Origin of the sequence: Prosthecobacter sp. (assembly GCF_044378005.1) — a bacterium.
In the GTDB taxonomy this organism is placed as follows: domain Bacteria; phylum Verrucomicrobiota; class Verrucomicrobiia; order Verrucomicrobiales; family Verrucomicrobiaceae; genus Prosthecobacter.
The window spans coordinates 15,775-38,366 of sequence record NZ_JBILYB010000033.1 but is presented as its reverse complement, the minus strand read 5'-3'; the positions used below and the strand labels follow the sequence as shown (position 1 = coordinate 38,366).

Here is a 22,592-nt window from a genome sequence, read left to right as displayed (position 1 = left end):
ATGGGGTCTCCAACTCATGTTCCGCGTTTTTCCATCGCTGCCAATCACCGGGCTGATCGCTTTTTCGATCTGCCAGGCTGCGGCACCGAGCATTGAGAAAGGTCGCGCGCACTGGGCATTCCAGGCTTTGGCGAAGACTCCGGTGCCTGAAGTGAAAATGAAGGCATGGCCGAGAAATGACATCGACCGCTTCATCCTCGCGAAGCTCGAAACAGCAGGATTGCAGCCATCCGCCGAGGCAGATCGGGCGACTTTGATTCGCAGAGTGACGCTGGATCTGATCGGCCTGCCACCGACGCCGGAAGAGGTCGGGGCTTTCATTCACGATGAGTCGCCGCGAGCTTATGAAGCGCTAATTGATCGACTGCTGGCGAGCCCGCGCTATGGCGAGCGCTGGGGCAGGCATTGGCTGGATCTGGCACGCTATGCGGACACGAGCGGCTTTCACAATGATCTCGACCGACCCTATGCGTGGAAGTATCGCGACTATGTCATCCGCAGCTTCAACGACGACAAACCCTATGCGCGATTCATCGCCGAGCAGATCGCGGGTGATGAGGTGGAGGGTGCGGATGAGCAGACGCTGATCGCCACGGGCTTTTGCCGAAACGGGCCGAGCAATGATGATAACATGGGCAAGACGCCGGAGATCATCGCGCAATATCGCGCGGATCAGATGGATGATGTCATCTCCACCACGTCGTCCGTTTTTCTCGGCCTGACGCTCGGATGTGCTCGCTGTCATGATCACAAAACAGAGCCTCTGCTGGCAAAGGATTACTACAGCCTGATGGCGATCTTTGCCGGCACGGAGCGGCTCGGCCTGCCGAGTGGCGCGACGGATGCGAAGGACAAAAAGATCGCAGACCCGGCGAAGCTGATGGCGCTGATCGAGACGAAGCCCGAGGTGCCGCCGACCCATGTGATGCTGCGCGGACTCGCAGCGAACAAGGGCGAGGAAGTCTCTGCCGCAGTGCCCGTCGTGTTGACACGACAACCTTTGCCTTTTCCAAAGCCGAACAAGACATCGCTACGTCGCCGGACTTTGGCGGAGTGGGTCGGAGCACCAGAGAATCCGCTGACCTGGCGCGTGATGGTGAACCGCGTGTGGCAGCACCACTTCGGGGCCGGGCTGGTGATCACGCCGAGCAACTTCGGCTTCTCCGGCGCGAAGCCGAGTCATCCTGAGTTGCTCGACTGGCTCGCGGGGCAGTTCATCGCGAGCGGTGGGAAGCTGAAGCCGCTGCACAAGCTGATGCTGATGTCCGCGACGTATCGCCAACAGTCCAGGCTCGTAGTTCGGGCTTCAGCTCGTGATTCGGGGTCCCAGAGCGGGCTAAAGCCCGAACTACAAACTGACCCGTCCAACACGCTCCTCACGCACATGAACAAGCAGCGCATGGAGGCGGAGGTCATCCGGGATGCAGTGCTCGCGGTGAGTGGAAAGTTGAATCGCAAACCCGGCGGCTCTGGCATCAAGCCACGCATCCGGGCGGAGCTGCTGGACGCGAGCCAGCGGAACAAATGGCCGGTGCTCGCCACCGAAGGAGCCGAGCATTGGCGGCGCAGTGTTTACATCTATGTGAAGCGGCAACTGCTGATGCCGAGCTTGGAGCTTTTCGATGCTCCGACAACGACGGACAGTTGTGCCCTGCGCACGCAAAGCACCGTGCCGACGCAGTCGCTCGTGATGATGAATGATGAGTTCATCGAGGAGCAAGCAGGCTATCTGGCTCGCCGAGCCAAAGCCGAGGCAGGCGAGACGCTGCCGCAGATCGTCGAGCGACTCTTCCTGCTCACACTGGCGCGCAGGCCGACGGACCTTCGCTTGCAGCAGTCACTGGAGTTTTTGCAGTCGCGCGAGCAAGCCAGCGACAAAGAGACAGCGCTCAAGGATCTCGCGCATGTCTTGCTTAACAGCAGCGAGTTTGTTTATATCGAATGATGCCTCCACTCACACGTCGCCACATTTTGCAGCAAGCCGGAGCCGGGTTTGGCGGACTGGCTTTGCAGTCGTTGATGGGTGCAGATGGGCTGCTGACGAATACAAATCCGTTGGCACCTCGCGCGCCGCACTTCGCGCCGAAGGCGAAGTCGGTGATCTTCCTTTTCATGTATGGCGGGCCGTCGCATGTGGATCTCTTCGACCCGAAGCCTGAGCTAGCGAAGTGGCATGGAAAGGCGATCCCGGTGTGGAAGAAGGAGGATGCCTTCATGGGCGGTAAGACGAAGAACGTGGCGATGCAGAGCCCGTATCGCTTTGCGAAGCATGGGCAGGCGGGGATCGACATGGCGGAGGTGTATCCGAACCTCGCGCGTCATGCGGACAGCCTGTGCATGATCCGTTCCATGCATGCGGAGAGTAACAATCACGCGCCTGCACTCTTCCAAATGAACTCGGGCTTTACCCAGGCTGGCAGGCCGAGCATGGGCTCGTGGGTGACGTATGGGCTCGGCTCCGAAAGCGAGAACCTGCCCGCCTTTGTCGTGCTGCTGGACAAGCTCGGCGCACCCGTGAATGGTGCGATGAATTGGTCGAACGGCTTCATGCCCGCCTCGTATCAAGGCGTGCCCTTTCGCAGCAGCGGAGAGCCGATAGCCTACCTCACGCCGCCGAAGAACGTGAGCGCGACGCAGCAGAGAGCGCGGCTGGATTTGCTCAAGCAATGGAACTCTGAATATGCCGGAGCGAACCCGGCAGAGACAGCGCTGGCCGCGCGGCTAAATGCGTATGAGCTGGCTTACCGGATGCAGATGAGCGCCACGGAATGCACCGACCTGAAAGGTGAATCCGCAGCCGTGCGCCAGATGTATGGGCTGGATCATCCGACGACGGCGCACTTCGGCAAAAACTGCCTGCTCGCGCGTCGGCTCGTGGAGCGCGGTGTGCGCTTCGTGCAGGTGTACAGCGGCGGCAATGAAGGCCCAAAAGCCTGGGATGCGCACGATGACTTGAAGAAGAATCACGATCTGCACTGCGCGGAGACGGATGGTCCCATCGCAGCCCTTTTGGATGATCTCAAGATCAGCGGGCTGCTGGACACGACGCTTGTCGTGTGGGGCGGCGAGTTTGGTCGCTCACCCGTGGCGGAGAACGGCAAGGGCCGCGATCACCACCCGAAAGGTTTTACCATGTGGATGGCAGGCGGCGGCATCAAAGGCGGCATGATCCACGGCGCGACGGATGAGTTTGGCTATGCTGCGGTGGAGAACAAAGTCTCCGTGCCAGATCTGCACGCCACGATCCTGCATCAACTCGGTCTCGACCACGAGCAACTCACCTACCGTTTCACCGGGCGTGATTACCGGCTGACGGATGTGAGTGGCGATGTGGTACGGGCGCTGCTGGCGTAAGGGGGGCCAGATGAGTTTGCGGGACACCGTTTGCCCATTTGACCTGACATGCCTCGCGACACACTGTCGCGCCCCGATTCCCATGCTCCCCGTCCCCGAACAACTCGAAATCCTCAAGCGCGGCACTGTCACCATTCACAGCGAGAAAGAACTCGCCGAGAAACTGGCGCGTGGAAAGCCGCTGCGCATCAAGCTGGGCGTCGATCCGACCTCGCCGGACATCCATCTCGGCCATGCGGTGGGCTTGCGGAAGCTGAAGCAGTTTCAGGAACTGGGACACCACATCGTGCTCATCATCGGTGATTTCACCGCTATGATCGGCGACCCAAGCGGCCGCAGCTCGACGCGCCCGGCTTTGACTTATGACGAGGTGCTCGCAAACGCGAAGACTTACACGGAGCAGGCCTTCCTGGTGCTCGATAAGGACAAAACGGAGGTCGTGTTCAACGGCTCGTGGTTCAAAGAGATGCCCTTCATGGAGGTGATCAGACTCAACGCCCGCGTGACCCTCCAGCAGATGCTGCAGCGCGAGGACTTCAAGAACCGCGTGGCGAATGGTACCGAGGTGCGCCTTCACGAGCTTCAGTATCCGATCATGCAGGGCTGGGACAGCGTGGTGGTGCGCTCAGATGTCGAGATCGGTGGCAGCGATCAGCTCTTCAACATTCTCGTGGGCCGTGACCTTCAAAAAGAGGAAGGCATGGAGGCGCAGGTCTGCATGACCTTGCCGCTGCTGGAAGGTCTGGACGGCGTGAAGAAGATGTCGAAGAGCCTCGGCAACTACGTCGGCCTCACGGATGCGCCGAAGGAGATGTTCGGGAAACTCATGAGCATCCCGGACGAGCTGATGGCGAAGTATTACCTGCTCGTGCTCGGCGAGGTACTGGACACCACGATGCATCCGATGGAGGCCAAGAAGCAGCTCGCCGCGAAATGCGTGGCCACCTACCACAGCGAGGATGCCGCCCGCGAATGCCGCGAAGACTGGGATCTGCGCTTCAGCAAACGCGATCTCGCCAGTGTGGAGCTGCCCATTTTGACTCTCAGTGACCGCAAGGACGTGCTCGGCGTGGTGCAGCATGCTTACCTGTCTGTGTTTGATCAAACCATGTCCGGTGGCGATGTGCGTCGCCTCATCCAGGGCGGCAGCATCCAGCTCAATGGCGAGAAGCTCAGCGACCCGAAAGCCGAGCCCGCCTGGCAAAGTGGTGCCGTGCTGAAACTCGACAAGAAGCGCAGCGTGCGTCTGGCGTGATGTGTTCCATTCGTTGCACCCCGCTCTGACAGGCGTATCAAAGACGCCCTGACCCGCCATGCCTTCTGCTTTTCTGCCCATCCTTGATGCCCTACCGGCGCGCAAGTCGCCGCTCATGGAGAGGTTTGGGTCGTTGCTGGAGGTGAAGACGCCCGCACAACTCGAAGCCATGGCGCGCGAGGCCCGGCAGATCACGCGGCGAAATTTTGGCCGAACGATGCGGATGTTTGCGCCGCTCTACGTCTCGAACGAGTGCGTGAACAACTGCTCCTACTGCGGTTTCTCCCGCGACAATGCGAGCATCATGCGGGTGACTTTGACCATCGATCAGGTGGTGAAGGAGGCGCGGCATCTGGTGGGCCAGGGCTTCCGCAACATCCTGCTCGTGGCCGGTGAGCACCCCAAGTTCGTGAGCGATGGCTACCTGGAGGAATGCATCCGTGCGATCCGTGAGTTCGTGCCGACGATCGGGATCGAAGTCGGTCCTATGGAGGCTCCTGAGTATGAACGAATGGTGAAAGCAGGCTGCGAGGGACTGGTGGTCTATCAGGAGACTTATGACCGTGCTATCTATGCAGACATGCATACGGCGGGGCCGAAGAAGGACTTCGACTGGCGCATCGCCTGCCCGGAACGCGGCTATGAGGGCGGCTTCCGACGCATGGGCATCGGGGCGCTGTTTGGCCTGAGTGACTGGCGGCTGGAGGCGCTGCGCCTCGCTGCGCATCTGGAACATCTTTATAAGCACTGCTGGAAGTCCACCTTCACGGTGGCCTTTCCGCGTTTGCGTCCGGCAGCGGGTGGTTTTCATCCGCTGACAGGCTTCCCTGACTGGGCGCTGGTGCAGACGATCTGCGCTTTCAGGCTGATCTTTTCTGAAGTGGGCATCGTGCTGAGCACTCGGGAGCCTGCCCATCTGCGTGATGCACTCGCTCCAATGGGCATTACCAGCATGAGTGCCGGCAGCCACACGGAACCCGGAGGCTACACAGGCGCTGGCAGCGATGACCTGCACCAGACGGTGAAAGGCCGTCGTGTTGAGTTGGTAGAAAAAGACGAGAAAGCCCGCGCCGAGGGTCAGTTTGGCATCGCTGATGAACGCTCACCCCTGGAGGTGGCTGCGATGCTCTCACGCCAGGGGCTTGATGCTGTGTGGAAAGACTGGGACGCGGCGATCCTGGCAGCGGCGTGAAGTGATTTGGATGTCATTCGCCAGGAATCATCAAGCCTAAATAAAAAGCACCCGGCCTTGTGAGCCGGGTGCTGATGATGGAGTCGGTCTGAAACGAGCAGGTCGGATCAGGCGAAGATATCGGTAACTGGCATGCCCTTGTCACCGACCGTGAACGGACGGTTGGAGGGGGACATGACGACTTCGTCCACAGGAAGACCCATGGCGTGGCCGATGGTGGCAAGGAAGTCCTGCGGGCTGGTCTGCTTGTCGGCAGGGCGACGACCTTCCTTGTCGGTGGAGCCGTAGGCAAAGCCGCCTTTGACACCAGCGCCGGCGAAGACGGTGGAGTAGGCCAGCGGGTAGTGGTCGCGACCATCGTTTTCATTGACGTCAGGCGTGCGGCCGAACTCAGAACCGAGGACGATGAGAGTGGACTCAAGCAGGCCTTTGGACTGGAGGTCCAGGATCAGAGCGGAGAACGCTGTATCCAAGGTGTTGCCATTGTTCGTCATCGCGGTGTCGATGGTGTTGTGCATGTCCCAGCCACCCATCTGCACTTCGACGAAGCGGACGCCGCTTTCGACGAGGCGACGGGCAAGGAGACAGCCCTGACCGAAGTTGTTGCGACCATACTTTTCACGGGTCTCGGTGGTCTCACTGGAGAGATCGAAGGCTTTGAGGTCTTCGCTCTTCATGAGCTTGAGGGTCTCGTCGTAGAACTCGGAGTAAGCCTTCACGTCTTCCGTCTGGAACTTCTTCTGGAAGGCGGTGTCGAACTCATTCATGAGGGAGACGCGCTTGTTGAACTGCACGTCGCTCGCAGTGGGCTGGATGTTTTGCAGACCGCTCTCTGGATTGGAGATCGGAATGGGGGACATGGCGGGTGGGAAGAAGCCGGCACCAGGATAGGCGCTGCCGCTGTTCACGACGACGCTGTCTGGAAGGGTCTTGTCCTTGATACGGCCCAGGAAGTGGGAAGCCCAGACACCCATGGCTGGGTGAACGATGGTGCCACGGGGCTCATAGCCGGTCTTCATAATGTAGGTACCGGACTCATGCACGCCAGTCTTGGAGGACATGGAGCGGATGATGGCGAGCTTGTCGGCATTTTCCGCCAGCTTTGGCAGGTAACCGCCGAGAGCGACGATGTTGTCACCCTTGGCTTTGGCTGCTGTGCCGAAGCCTTTGGTGGCGCCTTCTTTCGGGTCAAAGGTGTCGATGTGGGTCATGCCACCGCCCATCCAGAGATAGATGACACGTTTGGCTTTGCCGAAGCCGGGGGTGCCCGGGCCGGACTTGGAGACTGCTTCAGCAGCCGCCATTTTGGCACCAAGGCCGGAGAGGACGCTGACGCCAAGAGACGTCTTGGCGGCGTTGAGCATGAATTGGCGACGGCTGGCGTCGTTCAGGCGGAGGAGTTCGGTTTTCATAGGTAAATTAAGCTGAGATTTCGGTTCGGTCTGTTGGTCGTTTACTGGATGAACATGAATTCGCGGGTGTTGATCAATGCCCAGATCATGTTGGCATAGCCATCTTCACCTTGGGCGAGATTGCGCTTGGCGATGTCCTTCTCGTTCATGGTTGGCTTGCGGTTCATGATGGAGAGGAACATGGCTTCCACCTTCTCAGATGGGTCACGAACCTTTTCCATGTTGCGGAAGATGAGGGAATCCGGGCTGGTGAGCATCTTCTGCGCCTTGCCGTTCATCATCATAAGAACCTGGGGGACGTTGCCGACCTTCGAACTGCCGTCGATGAGAGCGCGGGGGGATTGGCCGAAGTCGATGAGGAAGTGGCCGTTTGGCGCAGGCTGCGGCAGCTCGGCGGAGCGCATGAGGCGCATGCCTTCGTAGCTGAGAATTTTGCCTGGGCCGTCGGTGGCAGGAGCTGCGTCTTTAGCGCCCTTCTTGCTGTCCATCATCATGTCTTCACCAGCCATATCGAGGCCACCACCCATGAGGGCGTTTTCCTTCTGCTGGATCTTGCGATAGGCGTCATATTTGATCAGGACGGTCTGTGCATCGACGGTGTCGAGGTTGAGGTCGATGGACTTGGCGTACAGATCCTGGAGGGGAGCCTTGAACTGGTCAGGCTGGCCGAGCACGAGGGTCATGTAGCTGTCCCAAGCCTGCTCAGCAGTCATGCGGCGAAGCATGGGTCCCTGGAAGTAGTATTTGTCACCCATGGGGATGTTTTCGCTGGTGGCCTCAGACTGGTAGGCGCGTGTGTTATAAACGATGCGCATGAACTGCTTGAGGTCGAACTTCACACGAACCATCTCGGAGGCGAGATGCTTGATGAGTTCTGGGTTGGAGGACTCCTCAGGGGTGTCGAGATTGGTCACTGGATCGACGATGCCGATGCCGAAAGCGCGTTTCCACATACGATTGGCGATCGCCATGCCGAAACGTGGGTTCTGGGGATGAGTCATCCAGTTCGCGAAGGACTCGCGCAGCTTTTCTTCGTTCTTTTTGCTCTGCTTATAGGCTGGGTTGCTCTTATCAGCAGGAGACCAAGTGACGAACTTCGGCTCCACTGGGTCACCAGGCTTGGCGTCTTTGTATTTGTAGTCGTGAGGCAACTTGGTGCCGTTCATGTCACGATCTTTGATGGCGACACGGTTGGCTCCAATGTAGTTCTGAAGGCCGTTGCGCAGGCGGCGGATGTCGAGCGAAGGGTTAGCGGCGATCATCTTTTCGATATCGTCCATCAGTGTCTTGGCACGGTCACCGTTGGCAAAGTCTTTGCCACCGAGGCGGGTGGTGGTGGCACCGAAGAAGGCGGCCATTTCGTAGAACTGCTTCTGCGTCCAATCAGCGAAGGGATGGTCATGGCATTGGGCGCAGGCCACGTCTGTTCCGAGGAAAACGGTCAGAGTGTTGGCCAGATTGTCCAGAGGCATGCCGGCATCGCGGAGGAGATAACCAGCAGCGCCATTGTAGGTGCCGTCGGGCTTCTTGTCCCACATCTTGCCGGTGGCAGTCATCATGTCATAAACCATCTCATTCCAAGGACGGTTTTTGGCGATCTGCTCTTTAAGCCAGCCGATGTAAGGGGTGCCACGGACATTGTCCTGCTCGAAGTTGTCCTTCACACGAAGCATCTCGGCGAAGTAGTTGTAAAGATGTGCCTTGTAGCCATCCGAGTCGAGAAGCTGGTCGATCAGCTTGGCGCGCTTGTCAGCACCACCGGCCTTAATGAAGGCGACAGCTTCGTCGTGGTTCGGAATACGGCCAGCGATATCGAGATACACGCGGCGGACGAATGTTTCGTCAGAGGCGGGTGGGTTCCAGCCAGTGATGGGGGGCTTGCCAGCCTTGATGCGGTCTGGATTGGCACGCTTGAGACCATTGGCGACGAGCGTGTCCACCTTGGCGGCTGCCTGAGCGACAGTGGCGTTGGCCATGAAGCTGGGAGAGGCCCCATCAGCGGCAGGTGCCTCAGCAGGCGTGGCAGCCTTGGCGATGGACTGATCTTCTGCCGAGAGGCGAGTCAGGGCGAATTTGTGCAGGGCTCCGTCCGCCGTCTGGAGGACGATGTCTTCACCTTCGATTTTGACGAAGGAAGCGCTGACTTGGCGGCCTTGGACGTCGGTCCAAGTGCGCACTTCCGCGGCTGTGGCGGACATGCACAGACCGGCGGCGACGAGGCCTGCGAGCAGTGTGGTTTTGGTGTTCATGAGGTAGGGTGGGAGGTGGATTGATGTGACTCCGGCGTCGAAAACGGGTCAAGGCGGAATGTATTAGGGCAAAAGTTTGGCTTTTTTGACCCCCAAAAAAAACTTTCCCCCGAACCCACCTCAGAAAGGACGACCTCCTCGCCCATTCCTAAGGAAGGCCTCATCCAGATGGCGGGAAAGACGCTTGCGCCTTCGTCCCTTTGTGTCACAGCCCGCCATGCTCGCACTCATCACCGCCGCCTGGCGGTTCATTTGCCAAAACGACCTCCCCACAATCTGGCGCGCCCTCATCAGCCGCGATGCTCATCCGTTGCTCCAGTTTGTGAAATACGGCCTCTGTGGGGTGGCAGCGGCGATCACACACAATGGCATCATGCTGGCGCTCTCACTCACGCTCTACCCTGCTGGAAAAGGGATGCTCGTGGATGGCCAAGTCATTTCCGAGGCACTCCGCAGTCACAATCTCGTGCTCAACAACGCCATCGCCTGGCCCTTTGGGACGGTGGTCGCCTACTTTCTGAACATCGCCTTTGTCTTCACTCCGGGAAGGCACAGCAAGTGGGTGGAGATGGTCCTCTTCTGGATCATCAGTGCCATTGGCTTCTTCCCAGGTGCCTTTGTCGTGCATTGGCTGGCGGAGGGGCTCGGGTTCTCCTCCACCGTTTCGCAGCTCGGGTTCATCTTTACCTCGGTACTGGTGAACTTCCTTTGCCGGAAGTTCGTGATCTTCAAAGGCTGAGCCGCCATGAAAAAGGGCACTGACGCAGATCACATCAGTGCCCCTAAGTCTCACAGGACGAGGCTATTAACCCAGATCGCTGATCGCCACCGGCTTGCCGCCGAGCTCGGCGCTCTTGTCGGAGGCAAAGATAACCTCGAAGCTGCGCAGGGACTCCTGGAAGCTGGTGAGCGGCATGTCTTTGCCTTCATCCAGCGCATCGAAGAAGGCCTGGAATTGCGACTGGTAGGGATGATCGCTCACGTCGCCGCTGTCGAGCATGTGCATGGAGAGTTGGCCCCAGGCTTTTTTGTCGGTCTTCAGCTTGTTCGAGTGGATCTTGTTGTCGAGCAGGCTGCCCTCGCTGCCGACGAGGTGGGTGTGGAAGTAATAGGGCTGGAGGCAGTCCACCACGGCGGCGGTTTTGCCCACGGCTCCGTTTTTGAACTTCACCAGCGTCACGCTCGTCGTGTCATATTCATAGGGGGCGAAGATCTCGCTCTTCGACTTCGTGCTGTAGCTCGTGACGCTCTCCACCTCGCCCGGCATGACCATGAGCAGGGCGTCCAAAGCGTGGCAGCCAGCCGTGAGCAGGGCGCTGCCGCCGTCTTTCTTGCCGATGTTCCAGCGGAACTGACCATACCACGGGCCGATGCCGTGGTAGTAATCCACTTCGCCGTAGTGAATCTCACCGAGCAGTCCTTCATCAATGATCGCCTTCGTAGACTGGAACTGGCCGGAGTAGCGGCACTCGAAGCACACGCAGCCCTTCACGCCATTCGCCTTGGCGGCGGCCACGATCTCCCGCACTTCCTGCAGCGAGTTGGCCATCGGCTTTTCTAAAATGATATGCTTCTTCGCGTTCGCGGCTGCCACGGCCTGATTGCGGTGCTGGCTCGGGTAGCTGGTGATGTCCACCACGTCGATGTCCGGGTCCGCCAGCATCGCGTCGATGTCCTGGTAGGCCTTGATCTTGCCGCCATGCTTCGCGCTCAGTTCCGCTTCATCCAGCGGGCGTGACGAGTAGATGGCCGTGACCTGGGCCTGTTTGGTTTTATTGATAGCCTCGATGTGGGCGGTTGCTGCCCAGCCGTATCCGATGACGCCGACGTTGTATTTTTTCATGGTGAGAGTGCAGAGAAAGCGAATCCCGTTGGGGTTTGCAATGCCGCAGTGAGATACCCGTGTGACAAAGCCAGCCTTTCAGCGAAATCCACCCCGCCGCTTCCACGCTTGCACCGTGCCGATTCGCGCCCAAAGTCGCGGCCCCCTCAAACTTAACCGCACACTCACCATGGCCGACATCTCCACCAGCGCAGCAGACAAGAAGGAAAAGGAATATTTCACCAACGTGCCCCAGGCCGCCCCAGGCTTCTTCCTCAAGGGCTGTCACCAGTATGACTGGGGTCTCAAGAATCGCCTCAGCAAGGTCTTCAATCCGAAGGATGGCCGCACCGTCATGCTCGCCTTTGACCACGGCTACTTCCAGGGCCCGACCTCCGGCCTGGAGCGCGTGGACCAGACCATCATGCCGCTCGAACCGTATGCCGACTGCCTTATGCTCACGCGTGGCATCCAGCGCAGCGTCATCCCAGCCAGCACCACAAAAGCCATCGCGCTTCGTGCATCCGGCGGCACCTCGATGGTCAGCCCCTTCGAAGAATGGGAAGGCGAGATCGACGGCAAGAAAGCTAAGTTTGGCCGCCCAGGATTCGAGCCGCTCTCCAATGAAAGCACCGCGCTGAACATCGAAGAAGCCATCCGCCTGAATGCCAGCGTGCTCGCCGTGCAGGTGTTCATCGGCAGCGCTTACGAGCGTCAGTCGCTGAAGAATCTGACCGACCTCGTGGATGCCGCATCACGTTATGGTATCGCCGTCATGGGCGTGACCGCCGTGGGTCGTGCGATGGCCCGCAATGCGCAGTATTTCCGCCTCGCCACCCGCATCATGGCGGAGCTCGGCGCGAACGTGGTGAAGTGCTACTACACCGACACGGAGTTCGACACCGTGACCTCCTGCTGTCCCGTGCCGATCGTGATCGCCGGTGGCAAGAAGCTGCCCGAGCTCGATGCGCTGACGATGTGCTACAACGCGATCCAGCAGGGTGCGAACGGTGTGGACATGGGCCGCAACATCTTCCAGAGCGATGCGCCGATCAGCATGATGCAGGCGGTGCGTGGCGTGGTGCATGAAGGCCTCACACCTGAGCAGGGCTTCCAGATGTACAACGACCTCAAGGCCGCTGGCACGAAGTAATTCCCCTTCCCCGATTCCGAGGCCGCCGCGGTTCATCGCCCGGCGGCCTTTTTCGTGCCTGCGTCCGATTCAAACCAATCCTTGTCCGATGAGGCCGAAGTCTGATATCGTTGGTTTCCGTCCACCATGAAAACCATCCTCGCGCTCCTCTGCGTCTCTGCGGTCACCCTCCAGGCCGCCACGCAAATCACCTGGAAACGCCAGCAGCTCCACGGCGATTTCTATTCCGAAGGCGCGGCCATCGGCGACATCAATGGCGACGGCAAACCCGACGTGGTCTCCGGCCCCTTCTGGTGGGAAGGCCCGGCGTTTGAGAAGAAGCACGCCTACTACGAGCCGAAGATTTTCAGCATCAATGGCTACTCCGACAACTTCTTCGCCTACGTCCATGACTTCAACGCGGACCAGAAGAACGACATCCTCATCCTCGGCTTCCCCGGCAAGGAAGCGCGGCTGTATCTGAATCCCGGCACGCACGACGACAAACCCTGGCCCATGCACATCGTCGCCGACGTGGTGGACAACGAATCGCCCGTCTTCACTGACATCACTGGTGATGGCAAACCGGAGATCGTGTGCAGCACCGGTGGAAAATTCGGCTGGTTCGCCCCGAACTGGGCCAAACCCACCGAGAAATGGCCCTTCGTCGCCGTCACGGATGATTTGAAGGTCGCCAAATTCACCCACGGCCTCGGCGTTGGCGATGTAAATGGGGATGGAAAGCTCGACCTCCTCGAAGCACGGCGGTGGTGGGAGAATCAAGGAGCGGGAGTTGCCAACTCCCGTCCGGACTTGGCAAGTCCGGCTCCTTGGACGCAGCACAACTTCGCCGCCGGAGTCGGCGGTGGGGCGCAGATGTTCGCGTATGACTTCGATGGCAACGGCACGAACGATGTCTTTACCTCATTGGCCGCGCATCGCTATGGAGTCGCCGTCTTCCTGCAAACCAAGAACCGAGAACCGGGAACCGGGAACTGGACGCGGCGAATGCTGGCGTCCGAGCAGCCGCAGGACAACGACTACGGCATCGTCTTCTCCCAGCCGCACGCCGCGTATCTCGCGGACATCGACGGCGACGGCATCCAGGACATCGTCACCGGCAAGCGCTACTGGGCGCACAACGGCCATGATCCCGACGAGCGTGGCCACCGCGTCATCTACTGGTATCAAACGAAGCGCGACGGCAAAGGCGGTGTCGATTTCGTCCCGCACCTCATCGACGCGAACACCGGCGTCGGCGTCGATGTGCAGGTCGGCGATGTGAATGGCGACAAACTGCCCGACATCGTCGTTGGCAACAAAGCCGGCGTCTTCATCCTCACGCAGGAGCGGAAGGACACCACTGCCGAACTCACGCCGAAGAAGCTCTACGGCCCCGCACTCAAACCGCAGGCCGAATACGCCAAAGGCCAGTCGCCCGCCGATGCGTTGAAGTCGATACAGCTCCCCGGTGGCTTCAAAGCCGAGCTCATCGCCGCCGAGCCGGACCTCGTGCAGCCGATGGCCTTCACCTTCGACGAGCGCGGGCGGATCTGGGTCGTGGAGGGGAATAGCTACCCGAAGCCCCGCGAAGTCGGCCAAGGCCAGGACCGCATCAAAATCCTCGAAGACAAAGACGGCGACGGCACCTTCGAGACAAAAAAGATCTTCTGCGAAGGCCTGAACCTCGTCAGCGGCATCGAACTCGGCTTCGGCGGCGTGTGGGTCGGGGCGGCACCCTATTTGATGTTCATCCCGGACAATGATTATGATGACAGACCAGACCCCATTGAAGGCGAAATGGCGAACCAAGTTCCTGGCCTGAACTTTACAGCCAAAATCCTCCTCGACGGCTGGGGCAGCCAGGACACGCACGAAACGCTCAACAGCTTCATCTGGGGCCCCGACGGCTGGCTTTACGGCTGCCACGGCGTCTTCACACACTCAAAGGTCGGCAAGCCCGGCACGCCAGACGACCAGCGCATTCCCATCAATGCCGGCATCTGGCGTTACCATCCCGTGCGGCATGAGTTTGAAATCTTCGCGCACGGCACCAGCAATCCCTGGGGGCTCGATTACGACCAGCATGGCGAGTTCTTCGTCACCGCCTGCGTCATCCCGCATCTCTACCACATCGTCCCTGGCGGGCGGTATCAGCGGCAGGCGGGGCAGCACTTCAATGCGCACACCTACGAGGACATCAAGACCATCGCCGACCACGCGCACTACGCTGGCAGCCTGCGGCCCGATATCAACTTCGACAAAACCACCGGCGCGGGCTTTGCCAACAACGACACCAACGCCCTCGGCGGCGGCCATGCGCACTGCGGCCTCGCCATTTATCAGAGCAGCCTCTTCCCGCCGACCTATCGCAACCAGCTCCTCTTCGGCAACCTCCACGGCCATCGCCTCGTCGCGAACTACACCGACGTGAAAGGCAGCAGCTACATCGGCAAACACGCCGCCGATTTCCTGCGGTCGAACGACATGCACTTCATCCCCGTCACGCAGAAAGTCGGCCCCGACGGCGCGCTCTATGTCAGCGACTGGAGCGACCAGCAAATCTGCCACCGAGGCAGCAACGCCGTCGAAAACTGGGATCGCAGCAACGGGCGGATCTACCGCATCAGCTACGACGGCTGGAGGCCGTGGAAGGGTGATCTCGCCAAGGAAAGCGATGTAGCACTCGCGGAACTCGCCGTGCAGACGGAGAACGAGTGGGAATCGCGGATGGCGAGAAGGGTGCTGATGGAGCACGGAGTTAAAAGGAACTTACTCTCAGGCCCAAATGGCACTCCTTTAGCCACTGCGATCCAAACTATTCAAGGTGGCGTCTGGTATTCCTCCAATCCCAGGGACCAAGCCATCAAGCTGCGCGCTCTATGGACATTAGGGGCGCTGGGCGTGGAAGCCAGCGTTCCTGGTGATTTTCATGCTGACCCAAACGAACACACTAGGAAATGGAATATTCGATTCATGACCGAGCAATGGAAGGAAAGAGCAAAGAGAGGGAACCTGAATCTTGCATCGCCTCCACAAAATCTTTTGCCTAGCGTGCCCCAAGAGTCATCCCCCATCGTCCGCCGCGAGCTCGCCTCCGCGCTCCAGCGTCTTCCCATCGATCAGCGCAAAGACCTCGCCACCGCCCTCCTCAAGCACGGCGAGGACAAGGACGATCCGATGATCCCGCTGCTCATCTGGTATGGCATCGAGCCGCTCGTCGCGGCGGACCCGGTGGTGGGGATGCAGCTCGCGAAGGTGTCGAAGCTCGAAAAGGTCACGGGCTTCATCTATCGCCGCCTGTCGGCCGAGCCGGAGGGGCGGAACGCGCTGCTCCGGGCCTTGGCGGGGTTGGAGAGCGCCACCACCGCCCAGCCTGAAAAGGGCAGTAGCCAGCCGGCCACTGGGCGAGAGAACCCCAAAAAAGGGCCTGCCAAACCCCAAAAAGTGCTCCCCGAGCCCGGGAAAAAGGGTGCCGACTCCGCCAAAGGGGGCTCCGACCCTGAAAAAGGGGGCACCCACTTTCCAAAGGTGGGCGGGAATGTTCCAAAGGTGGGCACCCACCTTCCCAAGGTGGGCGGGGATATTCCAAAGGTGGGCACCCACTTTTCAAAGGTGGGCGGCCATATTGCCAAGGTGGGGACCCACTTTTTAAAGGTGGGCGGCCATATTCCAAAGGTGGGCGGCCATATTCCAAAGGTGGGAGTCCACTTTCTCATGGTGGGAGCCCAACTTCTCGTGGTGAACGCCTCCTTTGCCGCGGTGAAGGCTGATTCTCCGGCTTTCAGCCCGGAGGAGAAGGAATCCATCCTCGCCTCCGTGGTGGGGGCCGCCAAGGCTGCCGGGAAGCTCGCTCCGCCTGCCGACTGGCCCGCCATCGCCGCCGGGCTGCGCGCCGGGGCCACGCCGCGCACCCTGGAACTCGTCCAGGAGCTGGCCGCCCTCTTTGGCGACACGACCGCGCTGGGCGAGTTCCGCGCCACTTTGGCGGATGCCAAACGGGCCGCAGGCGAGCGACAGGCCGCGCTTTCCCTCCTGATCCAGGCGGGCGATGCCGGGACGGCGAAGGTGCTCCAGGGGATGCTGGCGGACACGACCACCCCCGGCGGACTGCGCCGACAGGCCCTCCAGGCGCTGGCCTCCCTGAAAGACGCCGAGACGCCCAAAATCCTCGGAGCGCTGCTGCCGAAGCTCCCTGCGAATGAACTGCCCGATGCCATCAACACCCTCGCCTCGACCAAGGAAGGCGCAAAGGCGCTGCTGAAAGCGGTGGAGGCGAAGACGTTGCCGAGCACCGCTCTTTCGCCCTTTTTGGTGCGCCAGCTCACGGCCTTCGATGACGCGGAGATCGCCGCTTTGATCAAATCCGCCTGGGGCGATGTGAATGCACCGAAGGCCGACATGGCGGAGCGGGTGAAGAAGTATCGCGACCTGCTCACGCCCGCCGCTTTGGCGAAGGGCGATGCGGCGAAGGGCAAGACGATGTTCATGGCCACCTGCGGGGCCTGCCACAAGCTCTTCGGCGAAGGCCAGAACGTGGGGCCGGACATCACGGGGAGCAATCGCGCTGACCTCGGGTACCTGCTGGAAAACGTGCTCGATCCGAATGCGGTGATCGGGAAGGACTACCAGCTCAACCTTTTCACCATGAAGGACGGCCGGGTGATGAGCGGTGTCATCAAAGGGGAAAGCGCGGCGGCGGTGAAGATCGCCATGATGGGCGGGGTGGAGTTCACGCTGCCGGTGGCGGACATCGCGAAGCGGGAGGTGTCGAAGCTCTCGACGATGCCGGAGGGGCTCTTTGATGCGCTGCCGCCGGAGATGGTGGTGGACTTGGTGAAGTATCTTCAGAGTTCCGTAGTTCGGGCTTCAGCCCGTCCGGACGGCCTAAAGGCCGAACTACGAACGGTCGAAGGAGCGCTCGAAGGCGAGACGCTCAAGGTCATCGCCAAAACAGGTGGCAACACACGCATCCAAGGCATGGGTGGCTTTGGCAACCGTTGGAGCGGTGGCTCCCAGCTCTGGTGGGTCGGTGGTCAGCCGAATCAGAAACTCACGCTCGCCCTCCCCGTCAAGGAACCCGGCAAGTACACCCTCAAAGCCGTGCTCACGATGGCCCGCGACTACGGCATGATGAGCATCACCCTCGACGGCAAACCCGTCACCTCCACCTTCGATGGCTACCATGCCGACAAAGTCATCCTCACCGACGAACTCGACTGGGGCACCCACGACCTGACGGCTGGCGACCACCAGCTCACTTTCACCCTCGCTCCGCCGAATCCTGCGGCAGCGCCGGGGAACATGGTGGGGCTGGATTATGTGCGGCTGGAGAGGAAGTGACCAATGCGCGACCTCCACTCCACCAAGGCCATGTGGCTGAAAGCCTGGCTTTTTCTTTTCATCGGCCTGCTCTCTGCCGCAATCCTGCTGGTGGAGCACTGGAGCTGGCGCACGGCGCTGCTGCTGACGCTGTGCGTGTGGGGCTTCTGCCGGGCTTACTACTTCGCTTTTTATGTGATCGAGCACTGGGTGGACCCAGCCCACAAGTTCAGCGGGCTGGGGCACTTTCTTTCCTGGTGGTGGCGGCAGAGGCGGCGCTGAGGAGGCTCAGTCGTTGTAGGCGGCTTCGCCGTGCTCGGCCTGGTCGATGCCCTGGTTTTCCTCTTCAGCAGTGACGCGAAGTCCGCAGATGAGGCCGACGATCTTGATGATCACGAAGCTGGCGACGCCGGAGAGGATGATGGTGTAGAGGGCGGCAAGGGCCTGGGTGGTGAGCTGGGGGATGATCTCGAAATCTCCGAGACCACCGGCGAAGTGCTTGGAGCCAAAGACGGCGACGAGCAGGGTGCCGACGAATCCGCCGACACCGTGGACGCCGAAGACGTCGAGGGAGTCATCGTAGCGGAAGGTTTTCTTCAGCTTGGCGCAGGCGATCCAGCAGATGATGGCGGAGGTGGCTCCGATGCAGAGGGCACCGATGGGGCCGACTTTCCCAGAAGCCGGGGTAATGGCGGCGAGTCCGGCGATGGAGCCTGTGGCGATGCCGAGGGCGCTGGATTTCCGAATGACGAGCCACTCGATGCCCATCCAGACGACGGCGGCGGTGCAGGCAGAGAGATGAGTGACGATGAGGGTCATGGCGGCGCTGCCATTCGCGGCGAGCTGGCTGCCGGCATTGAAGCCAAACCAGCCGACCCAGAGCATCCCGGCACCGACCATGGTCTGCGGGAGATTGTGCGGCAGGAACTGCGCCTGCGGGAATCCACGACGTGGCCCAACGACGATGCAAAGCACGAGCGCGGCGACGCCTGCGGTGATGTGGACGACGATACCGCCCGCGAGGTCGATAACGCCGGTGAGGCCGAGGAAAGAGCCCGCCTTATGCCAGACGCCGTAGCAGCAGGGCACATAGACGACGAGGCTCCAGAGAACGGAGAAGAGCATGATGGCACTGAATTTCATGCGCTCGGCAAAGGCACCGATGAACAGCCCCGGCGTGATGAGGAAGAACATCATCTGGTAGGCGAAGTGCAGCAGCTCGGGGATGGTGGGGCAGTCACTGCGGACGGAGGTGGTGGTCACACCATGGAGGAACATTTTATCAAAGCTGCCGATGAATGAACCGCCATCGCTGAAGGACAGTGTGTAGCCACAGACGAGCCAAACGAGGCTGAGTACGGCGGTGAGGGCGAAGCACTGCATGAAGATGGAGAGCACGTTCCGAGCCCGCACGAGGCCTGCGTAAAAGAGCGCGAGACCGGGGATCATCATGAAGAGCACCAGCGCCGTGGAGGTGAGCAGCCAGGCGGTGTCGCCGGAGTTGATCGTGGAGTCGGCGGCGGAGGCTGTCGTCGTGATGGCGAGCAGTGCAGCGACTGTGGGCAGGGAAAAGCGAGGGCGGCTCGTGCGGAAGTACGGGAGTTGGAGCATGGTTGGCTGGTTGGAGCCGGAGTGCTTATCAGATGAGCCTTTCCTGCCACCAGACATTTATGGATGAATTGATCTCATCCAAAGGCGCGAGATTGAGCAGCCAAATTCACACTCGCTTCAGCGCCGTGCGCACCATGAGCAGCTCCCCCACGTTTTCCGCCGTGAGCAGGCCGATGAGGCGGCCGGTGATGGGGTCGATGACTGGCAAGGCAGGGCAGTTTGAACCATCGAGCGCCGAAAGCGCTTCAGCGAGCTCCATGCGGCCCGGCACCTGGAGTTCACAGCGCTCCAAAATGAGATCGGCGGGGTGCAGCGGACCGTGTTCGGACAAGGCGCTGATGAGCCGCTGCCGCGTGACCATGCCGAGGAGGTCGCCGTGAGCATTGACCATGGGGAAGTCATGCTGGTTGCCCGCGAGCAGCAGGTCCACGACATCTCTCAGTGAGGCTGCGGGAGGAATGGAGCGGAAGTCCGTGATCATGGCGTCCTCGACGCGCATGCCTTGGAAGGCCTGGCGCTGCGATACTGCATTCGCCTCCTGCCCGGCAGCCATGAAGACGAAGAAGGCGATGAGGATCAGCACCGGACTCGCATGGCCGGACATCAGCATCCACAAACCCGCAACGACCGCGATAGCCTGCCCGAGGCTGGCCGCCCAACGGGTGGCACGTTCGAAATCGACGAAGAACCCGAGCAGCGCCCGGAAGACACGACCTCCATCCATGGGGAAGGCGGGGATGAGATTAAAGGCGACCATCATGAGGTTCCACACCATGAGCTGCTCCCAGAAGCGTCCGCCCTGCTCGAAGTGCAGATCGGGATTCATGACCATGCCCAGCCCGAGAAAGGTGGAGATGATCACCGCGATCACGACATTCACCAGCGGCCCGCAGATCGCGACGACGAGTTCGTGCATGGGCTTTTCGGGCATTCTTTCCAGACGAGCGATACCGCCAATGGGCAGCAGGGTGATGTCCGGCGTACGGATGCCATACGCTCTGGCCGCAAAGACGTGCCCGAACTCATGAAGCAGCACGCAAAGAAAGGCGGCGGACACGAAGAGCACGGCATTGATCGCACCCGCCGTCCCCTGCCCTCCGCCCATGCCCTGGAAGGCCACGAAGGCGAGGAGAATGAAGAACGTAAGGTGGATGCGGACTTCCGTGCCTGCGACGGTGCCGAGTTTGAAGGACCATTTCATGACGGAGAGTTACGTCTGGTGTCGCCATCCGGTCAAAGGCGGAGATATGCGGCGAAGTAGGTGAACACTCCATGGCGTCCAACGCGCATTTCACACAGTTTTTGTCGTGGCAAAGGATGATCGTGCTCGTCTAGCATGACCCGAGCCCCAACCAGGGCGCATCAATCCCATGCCCAAACTCGCCGCCTTCCCGAAAGCCTTCATGGTCGCCCTTTGCAAAGAAGGGACGATGACCGTCTCCGAATGGATCAAGCTCGCCGCCACGCTCGATGTGCAGGGTCTGGAATGGTATGCGGGCTTTCTCGAAATGGCGGATGAGAAAAACTGGCCGCGCTTTCGCCAGGAAGTCGAGGACACCGGCAAGGTCATCCCGATGATGTGCTGCTCGCCCGACTTCACGCATCCTGATGCGGCTTTCCGCGACAAGGAGATCGCGAAGCAGAAGCGCTGGATCGACATGACGCACACGCTCGGTGGCAGCTACTGCCGCGTGCTAAGTGGCCAACGTCGGCCGGAATTGACGCTGGATGAAGGTGTGAAGCTTGCTGCGGACTCGATTTATGCCTGTCTGCCGTATGCGCAGGAGCGCGGCATCACGCTGATCATCGAAAACCACTACAAGGACGACTTCTGGGATTATCCCGAGTTCGCGCAGAAGATGGATGTCTTCTGCAAACTGGTCGATGCCGTGAACCACCCAAACTTCGGCGTGAACTACGACCCCTCGAACACCTACCTCGCTGGTGAGGATCCCATCGAGCTGCTAAAGCGCGTCTCTCACCGTGTCGTCACCATGCACGCCAGCGACCGCTACCTCGCTGAGGGCACCATCGAAGACCTGCGCAAGGAAGAAGGCGGCGCGCAAGGCTACGCCAAACGCCTCCGCCACGGCGAGATCGGCAAAGGCCTCAACGACTACGACGCCATCTTCACCGAGCTGAAGAGCAAGGGCTTCAACGGCTGGATCAGCATCGAAGACGGTGTCGATGGCATGGAGCAGCTCGCGAGGAGCGTGGAGTTCTTGAAGAAGAAGATCGCACAGCATTGGAGCTGAAAATGACCGCGACTTTCGTGGTTCAAGCACGTTCACCAAACTCGCTATGACCATGAAAGCCCTACTACCTCTCCTGTTGATCGTCACGCTGTCTCAGGCAGCGGAACCCTTGCCGCGTGCGTCCTACTACAAGAACGGCGAGATTCACATCACCGTGCTCGGCCAGCCGGAGACGAAAGCGATCACTAGCGGGCATTGGGACTTCAAGCCGTCGTGGTCGATCACGGGCGATCATCTCGTGTTCTTCCGCCGCTTGAAGGACGATCCGGACGTGAACAAGTGGATCACGACGATGTGCATCATCAACACCGATGGTTCCGGCTTTCACCAGCTCAGCGACGGCACGTTCACCGACTTCAATCCCACCTGGACACGCGACGGCAAGAACACACCCGTGTGGAATCGCAAACTGCCCGGCAAGCTCAGCTATCACATCATGGCGAGCAAGATCGGCGGCAAGCCCGGAGAAGAGATCCAGCTCACCAATCCGAGCTACCATGCGTGGGTTCACTCCGCCGTGCGCGATGGCCGACTCTTTGTGTCCGCCACGCCGACAAACCTCGGTCGCGGCTACTACCTCATGACGCGAAATCCGGGCAGCGAGCCAAAGTTCGAGCGCGTGACCTGCGAACTCGCGCCCAAAGGCATCCTCGACCGCATCAGTGTGTCGCCGAGCGAGACGAAGATCTGCTTCGATTATCAAACCGGCTTCAAATACGAGAACTCGGGCCGCACGCTCTACGTCGCGGACTTCGATGTGACCAAACGCACGATCACCAACCTCAAACCCTTCGCGAACGCGGAGGGGAAGAAGGTGTGGTTCGCCTACCCGCGCTTCACAAAGGGCGAAACGTCCATCGTCTATCATGCTGGTGGCAAACTCTTCCTCTACACGCTCGCCGATGGCTCGACGAAGCAGGTCTCCACCGAAGCCAAGGCCGACTACCGCTATCCTCACGGCGAAGCCACGCCGAATTAAGTCGTCCGC

15 protein-coding genes are annotated in these 22,592 nt (G+C 60.3%); 10 read left to right on the top strand and 5 right to left on the bottom strand.

Annotation, left to right across the window (positions count from 1 at the left end):
• Positions 1 to 16: 16 nt before the first annotated feature.
• The 4 genes from AC6FTP_RS09185 (at position 17) to thiH (ending at position 5,801) form a co-directional block, all read left to right on the top strand.
• Positions 17 to 1,945, top strand: a complete 1,929-nt coding sequence (locus AC6FTP_RS09185) for a DUF1549 and DUF1553 domain-containing protein (RefSeq protein WP_497206615.1) — start codon at positions 17 to 19, stop codon at positions 1,943 to 1,945.
• On the top strand, positions 1,942 to 3,354 hold the full coding sequence (locus AC6FTP_RS09180) for a DUF1501 domain-containing protein (protein ID WP_497206614.1): 1,413 nt from the start codon (positions 1,942 to 1,944) through the stop codon (positions 3,352 to 3,354). The genes AC6FTP_RS09185 and AC6FTP_RS09180 overlap by 4 nt, the downstream gene beginning before the upstream one ends.
• Before the next feature lie 82 nt (positions 3,355 to 3,436).
• Positions 3,437 to 4,609 carry a tyrosine--tRNA ligase gene (gene tyrS / locus AC6FTP_RS09175; protein ID WP_497206613.1) on the top strand — a complete coding sequence of 391 codons (1,173 nt, stop codon included), beginning with the start codon at positions 3,437 to 3,439 and terminating at the stop codon, positions 4,607 to 4,609.
• Positions 4,610 to 4,667: 58 nt separating this feature from the next.
• Positions 4,668 to 5,801 (top strand): 2-iminoacetate synthase ThiH, encoded by a 1,134-nt coding sequence (gene thiH, locus AC6FTP_RS09170; RefSeq protein WP_497206612.1) that lies wholly within the window; start codon positions 4,668 to 4,670, stop codon positions 5,799 to 5,801.
• A 107-nt stretch (positions 5,802 to 5,908) separates the two neighbouring features.
• Here thiH and AC6FTP_RS09165 read toward each other — a convergent pair whose 3' ends face one another.
• A complete protein-coding gene (locus AC6FTP_RS09165) occupies positions 5,909 to 7,213 on the bottom strand; it encodes a DUF1501 domain-containing protein (RefSeq protein ID WP_497204168.1) in 1,305 nt (434 codons plus the stop codon).
• A gap of 41 nt (positions 7,214 to 7,254) precedes the next feature.
• Positions 7,255 to 9,462 carry a DUF1549 domain-containing protein gene (locus tag AC6FTP_RS09160; protein WP_497206611.1) on the bottom strand — a complete coding sequence of 736 codons (2,208 nt, stop codon included), beginning with the start codon at positions 9,460 to 9,462 and terminating at the stop codon, positions 7,255 to 7,257.
• Between the two features lie 217 nt (positions 9,463 to 9,679).
• Between AC6FTP_RS09160 and AC6FTP_RS09155 the strand changes: the two genes are divergently transcribed.
• Complete coding sequence (locus AC6FTP_RS09155) at positions 9,680 to 10,201, top strand: GtrA family protein (protein ID WP_497206610.1); 522 nt, start codon at positions 9,680 to 9,682, stop codon at positions 10,199 to 10,201.
• Between the two features lie 66 nt (positions 10,202 to 10,267).
• Here AC6FTP_RS09155 and AC6FTP_RS09150 read toward each other — a convergent pair whose 3' ends face one another.
• On the bottom strand, positions 10,268 to 11,305 hold the full coding sequence (locus AC6FTP_RS09150; protein ID WP_497206609.1) for a Gfo/Idh/MocA family protein: 1,038 nt from the start codon (positions 11,303 to 11,305) through the stop codon (positions 10,268 to 10,270).
• A 169-nt stretch (positions 11,306 to 11,474) separates the two neighbouring features.
• Here AC6FTP_RS09150 and AC6FTP_RS09145 point away from each other — a divergent pair, with 169 nt between their 5' ends.
• The 3 genes from AC6FTP_RS09145 to AC6FTP_RS09135 all read left to right on the top strand — a co-directional run bounded on the left by AC6FTP_RS09145 (position 11,475) and on the right by AC6FTP_RS09135 (position 18,020).
• Entirely contained in the window at positions 11,475 to 12,437 is a 963-nt protein-coding gene (locus tag AC6FTP_RS09145; protein WP_497206608.1) for a 3-hydroxy-5-phosphonooxypentane-2,4-dione thiolase, read from the top strand.
• Between the two features lie 126 nt (positions 12,438 to 12,563).
• Complete coding sequence (locus AC6FTP_RS09140; protein ID WP_497206607.1) at positions 12,564 to 17,759, top strand: PVC-type heme-binding CxxCH protein; 5,196 nt, start codon at positions 12,564 to 12,566, stop codon at positions 17,757 to 17,759.
• A 3-nt stretch (positions 17,760 to 17,762) separates the two neighbouring features.
• On the top strand, positions 17,763 to 18,020 hold the full coding sequence (locus AC6FTP_RS09135; RefSeq protein ID WP_497206606.1) for a hypothetical protein: 258 nt from the start codon (positions 17,763 to 17,765) through the stop codon (positions 18,018 to 18,020).
• Between the two features lie 6 nt (positions 18,021 to 18,026).
• On the opposite strand, the gene AC6FTP_RS09130 is transcribed toward AC6FTP_RS09135, so the two are convergent.
• Complete coding sequence (locus tag AC6FTP_RS09130; protein WP_497206605.1) at positions 18,027 to 19,349, bottom strand: ammonium transporter; 1,323 nt, start codon at positions 19,347 to 19,349, stop codon at positions 18,027 to 18,029.
• Positions 19,350 to 19,455: 106 nt separating this feature from the next.
• A complete protein-coding gene (locus AC6FTP_RS09125; RefSeq protein WP_497206604.1) occupies positions 19,456 to 20,550 on the bottom strand; it encodes a site-2 protease family protein in 1,095 nt (364 codons plus the stop codon).
• A gap of 169 nt (positions 20,551 to 20,719) precedes the next feature.
• Here AC6FTP_RS09125 and AC6FTP_RS09120 point away from each other — a divergent pair, with 169 nt between their 5' ends.
• Positions 20,720 to 21,604: a sugar phosphate isomerase/epimerase family protein gene (locus tag AC6FTP_RS09120; protein ID WP_497206603.1), complete on the top strand. Its 885-nt coding sequence runs from the start codon at positions 20,720 to 20,722 to the stop codon at positions 21,602 to 21,604.
• Between the two features lie 52 nt (positions 21,605 to 21,656).
• On the top strand, positions 21,657 to 22,583 hold the full coding sequence (locus AC6FTP_RS09115) for a TolB family protein (protein ID WP_497206602.1): 927 nt from the start codon (positions 21,657 to 21,659) through the stop codon (positions 22,581 to 22,583).
• Positions 22,584 to 22,592 lie beyond the last annotated feature (9 nt).

Bases quoted from the DNA above. Each gene is read 5' to 3' on its own strand.
- AC6FTP_RS09165 (WP_497204168.1), bottom strand. From the start codon at position 7,213: ATGAAAACCGAACTCCTCCGCCTGAACGACGCCAGCCGTCGCCAATTC.
- AC6FTP_RS09150 (WP_497206609.1), bottom strand. From the start codon at position 11,305: ATGAAAAAATACAACGTCGGCGTCATCGGATACGGCTGGGCAGCAACC.
- AC6FTP_RS09160 (WP_497206611.1), bottom strand. From the start codon at position 9,462: ATGAACACCAAAACCACACTGCTCGCAGGCCTCGTCGCCGCCGGTCTG.
- thiH (WP_497206612.1), top strand. From the start codon at position 4,668: ATGCCTTCTGCTTTTCTGCCCATCCTTGATGCCCTACCGGCGCGCAAG.
- AC6FTP_RS09125 (WP_497206604.1), bottom strand. From the start codon at position 20,550: ATGAAATGGTCCTTCAAACTCGGCACCGTCGCAGGCACGGAAGTCCGC.
- AC6FTP_RS09135 (WP_497206606.1), top strand. From the start codon at position 17,763: ATGCGCGACCTCCACTCCACCAAGGCCATGTGGCTGAAAGCCTGGCTT.
- tyrS (WP_497206613.1), top strand. From the start codon at position 3,437: ATGCTCCCCGTCCCCGAACAACTCGAAATCCTCAAGCGCGGCACTGTC.
- AC6FTP_RS09140 (WP_497206607.1), top strand. From the start codon at position 12,564: ATGAAAACCATCCTCGCGCTCCTCTGCGTCTCTGCGGTCACCCTCCAG.
- AC6FTP_RS09130 (WP_497206605.1), bottom strand. From the start codon at position 19,349: ATGCTCCAACTCCCGTACTTCCGCACGAGCCGCCCTCGCTTTTCCCTG.
- AC6FTP_RS09120 (WP_497206603.1), top strand. From the start codon at position 20,720: ATGCCCAAACTCGCCGCCTTCCCGAAAGCCTTCATGGTCGCCCTTTGC.
- AC6FTP_RS09115 (WP_497206602.1), top strand. From the start codon at position 21,657: ATGAAAGCCCTACTACCTCTCCTGTTGATCGTCACGCTGTCTCAGGCA.
- AC6FTP_RS09185 (WP_497206615.1), top strand. From the start codon at position 17: ATGTTCCGCGTTTTTCCATCGCTGCCAATCACCGGGCTGATCGCTTTT.
- AC6FTP_RS09145 (WP_497206608.1), top strand. From the start codon at position 11,475: ATGGCCGACATCTCCACCAGCGCAGCAGACAAGAAGGAAAAGGAATAT.
- AC6FTP_RS09155 (WP_497206610.1), top strand. From the start codon at position 9,680: ATGCTCGCACTCATCACCGCCGCCTGGCGGTTCATTTGCCAAAACGAC.
- AC6FTP_RS09180 (WP_497206614.1), top strand. From the start codon at position 1,942: ATGATGCCTCCACTCACACGTCGCCACATTTTGCAGCAAGCCGGAGCC.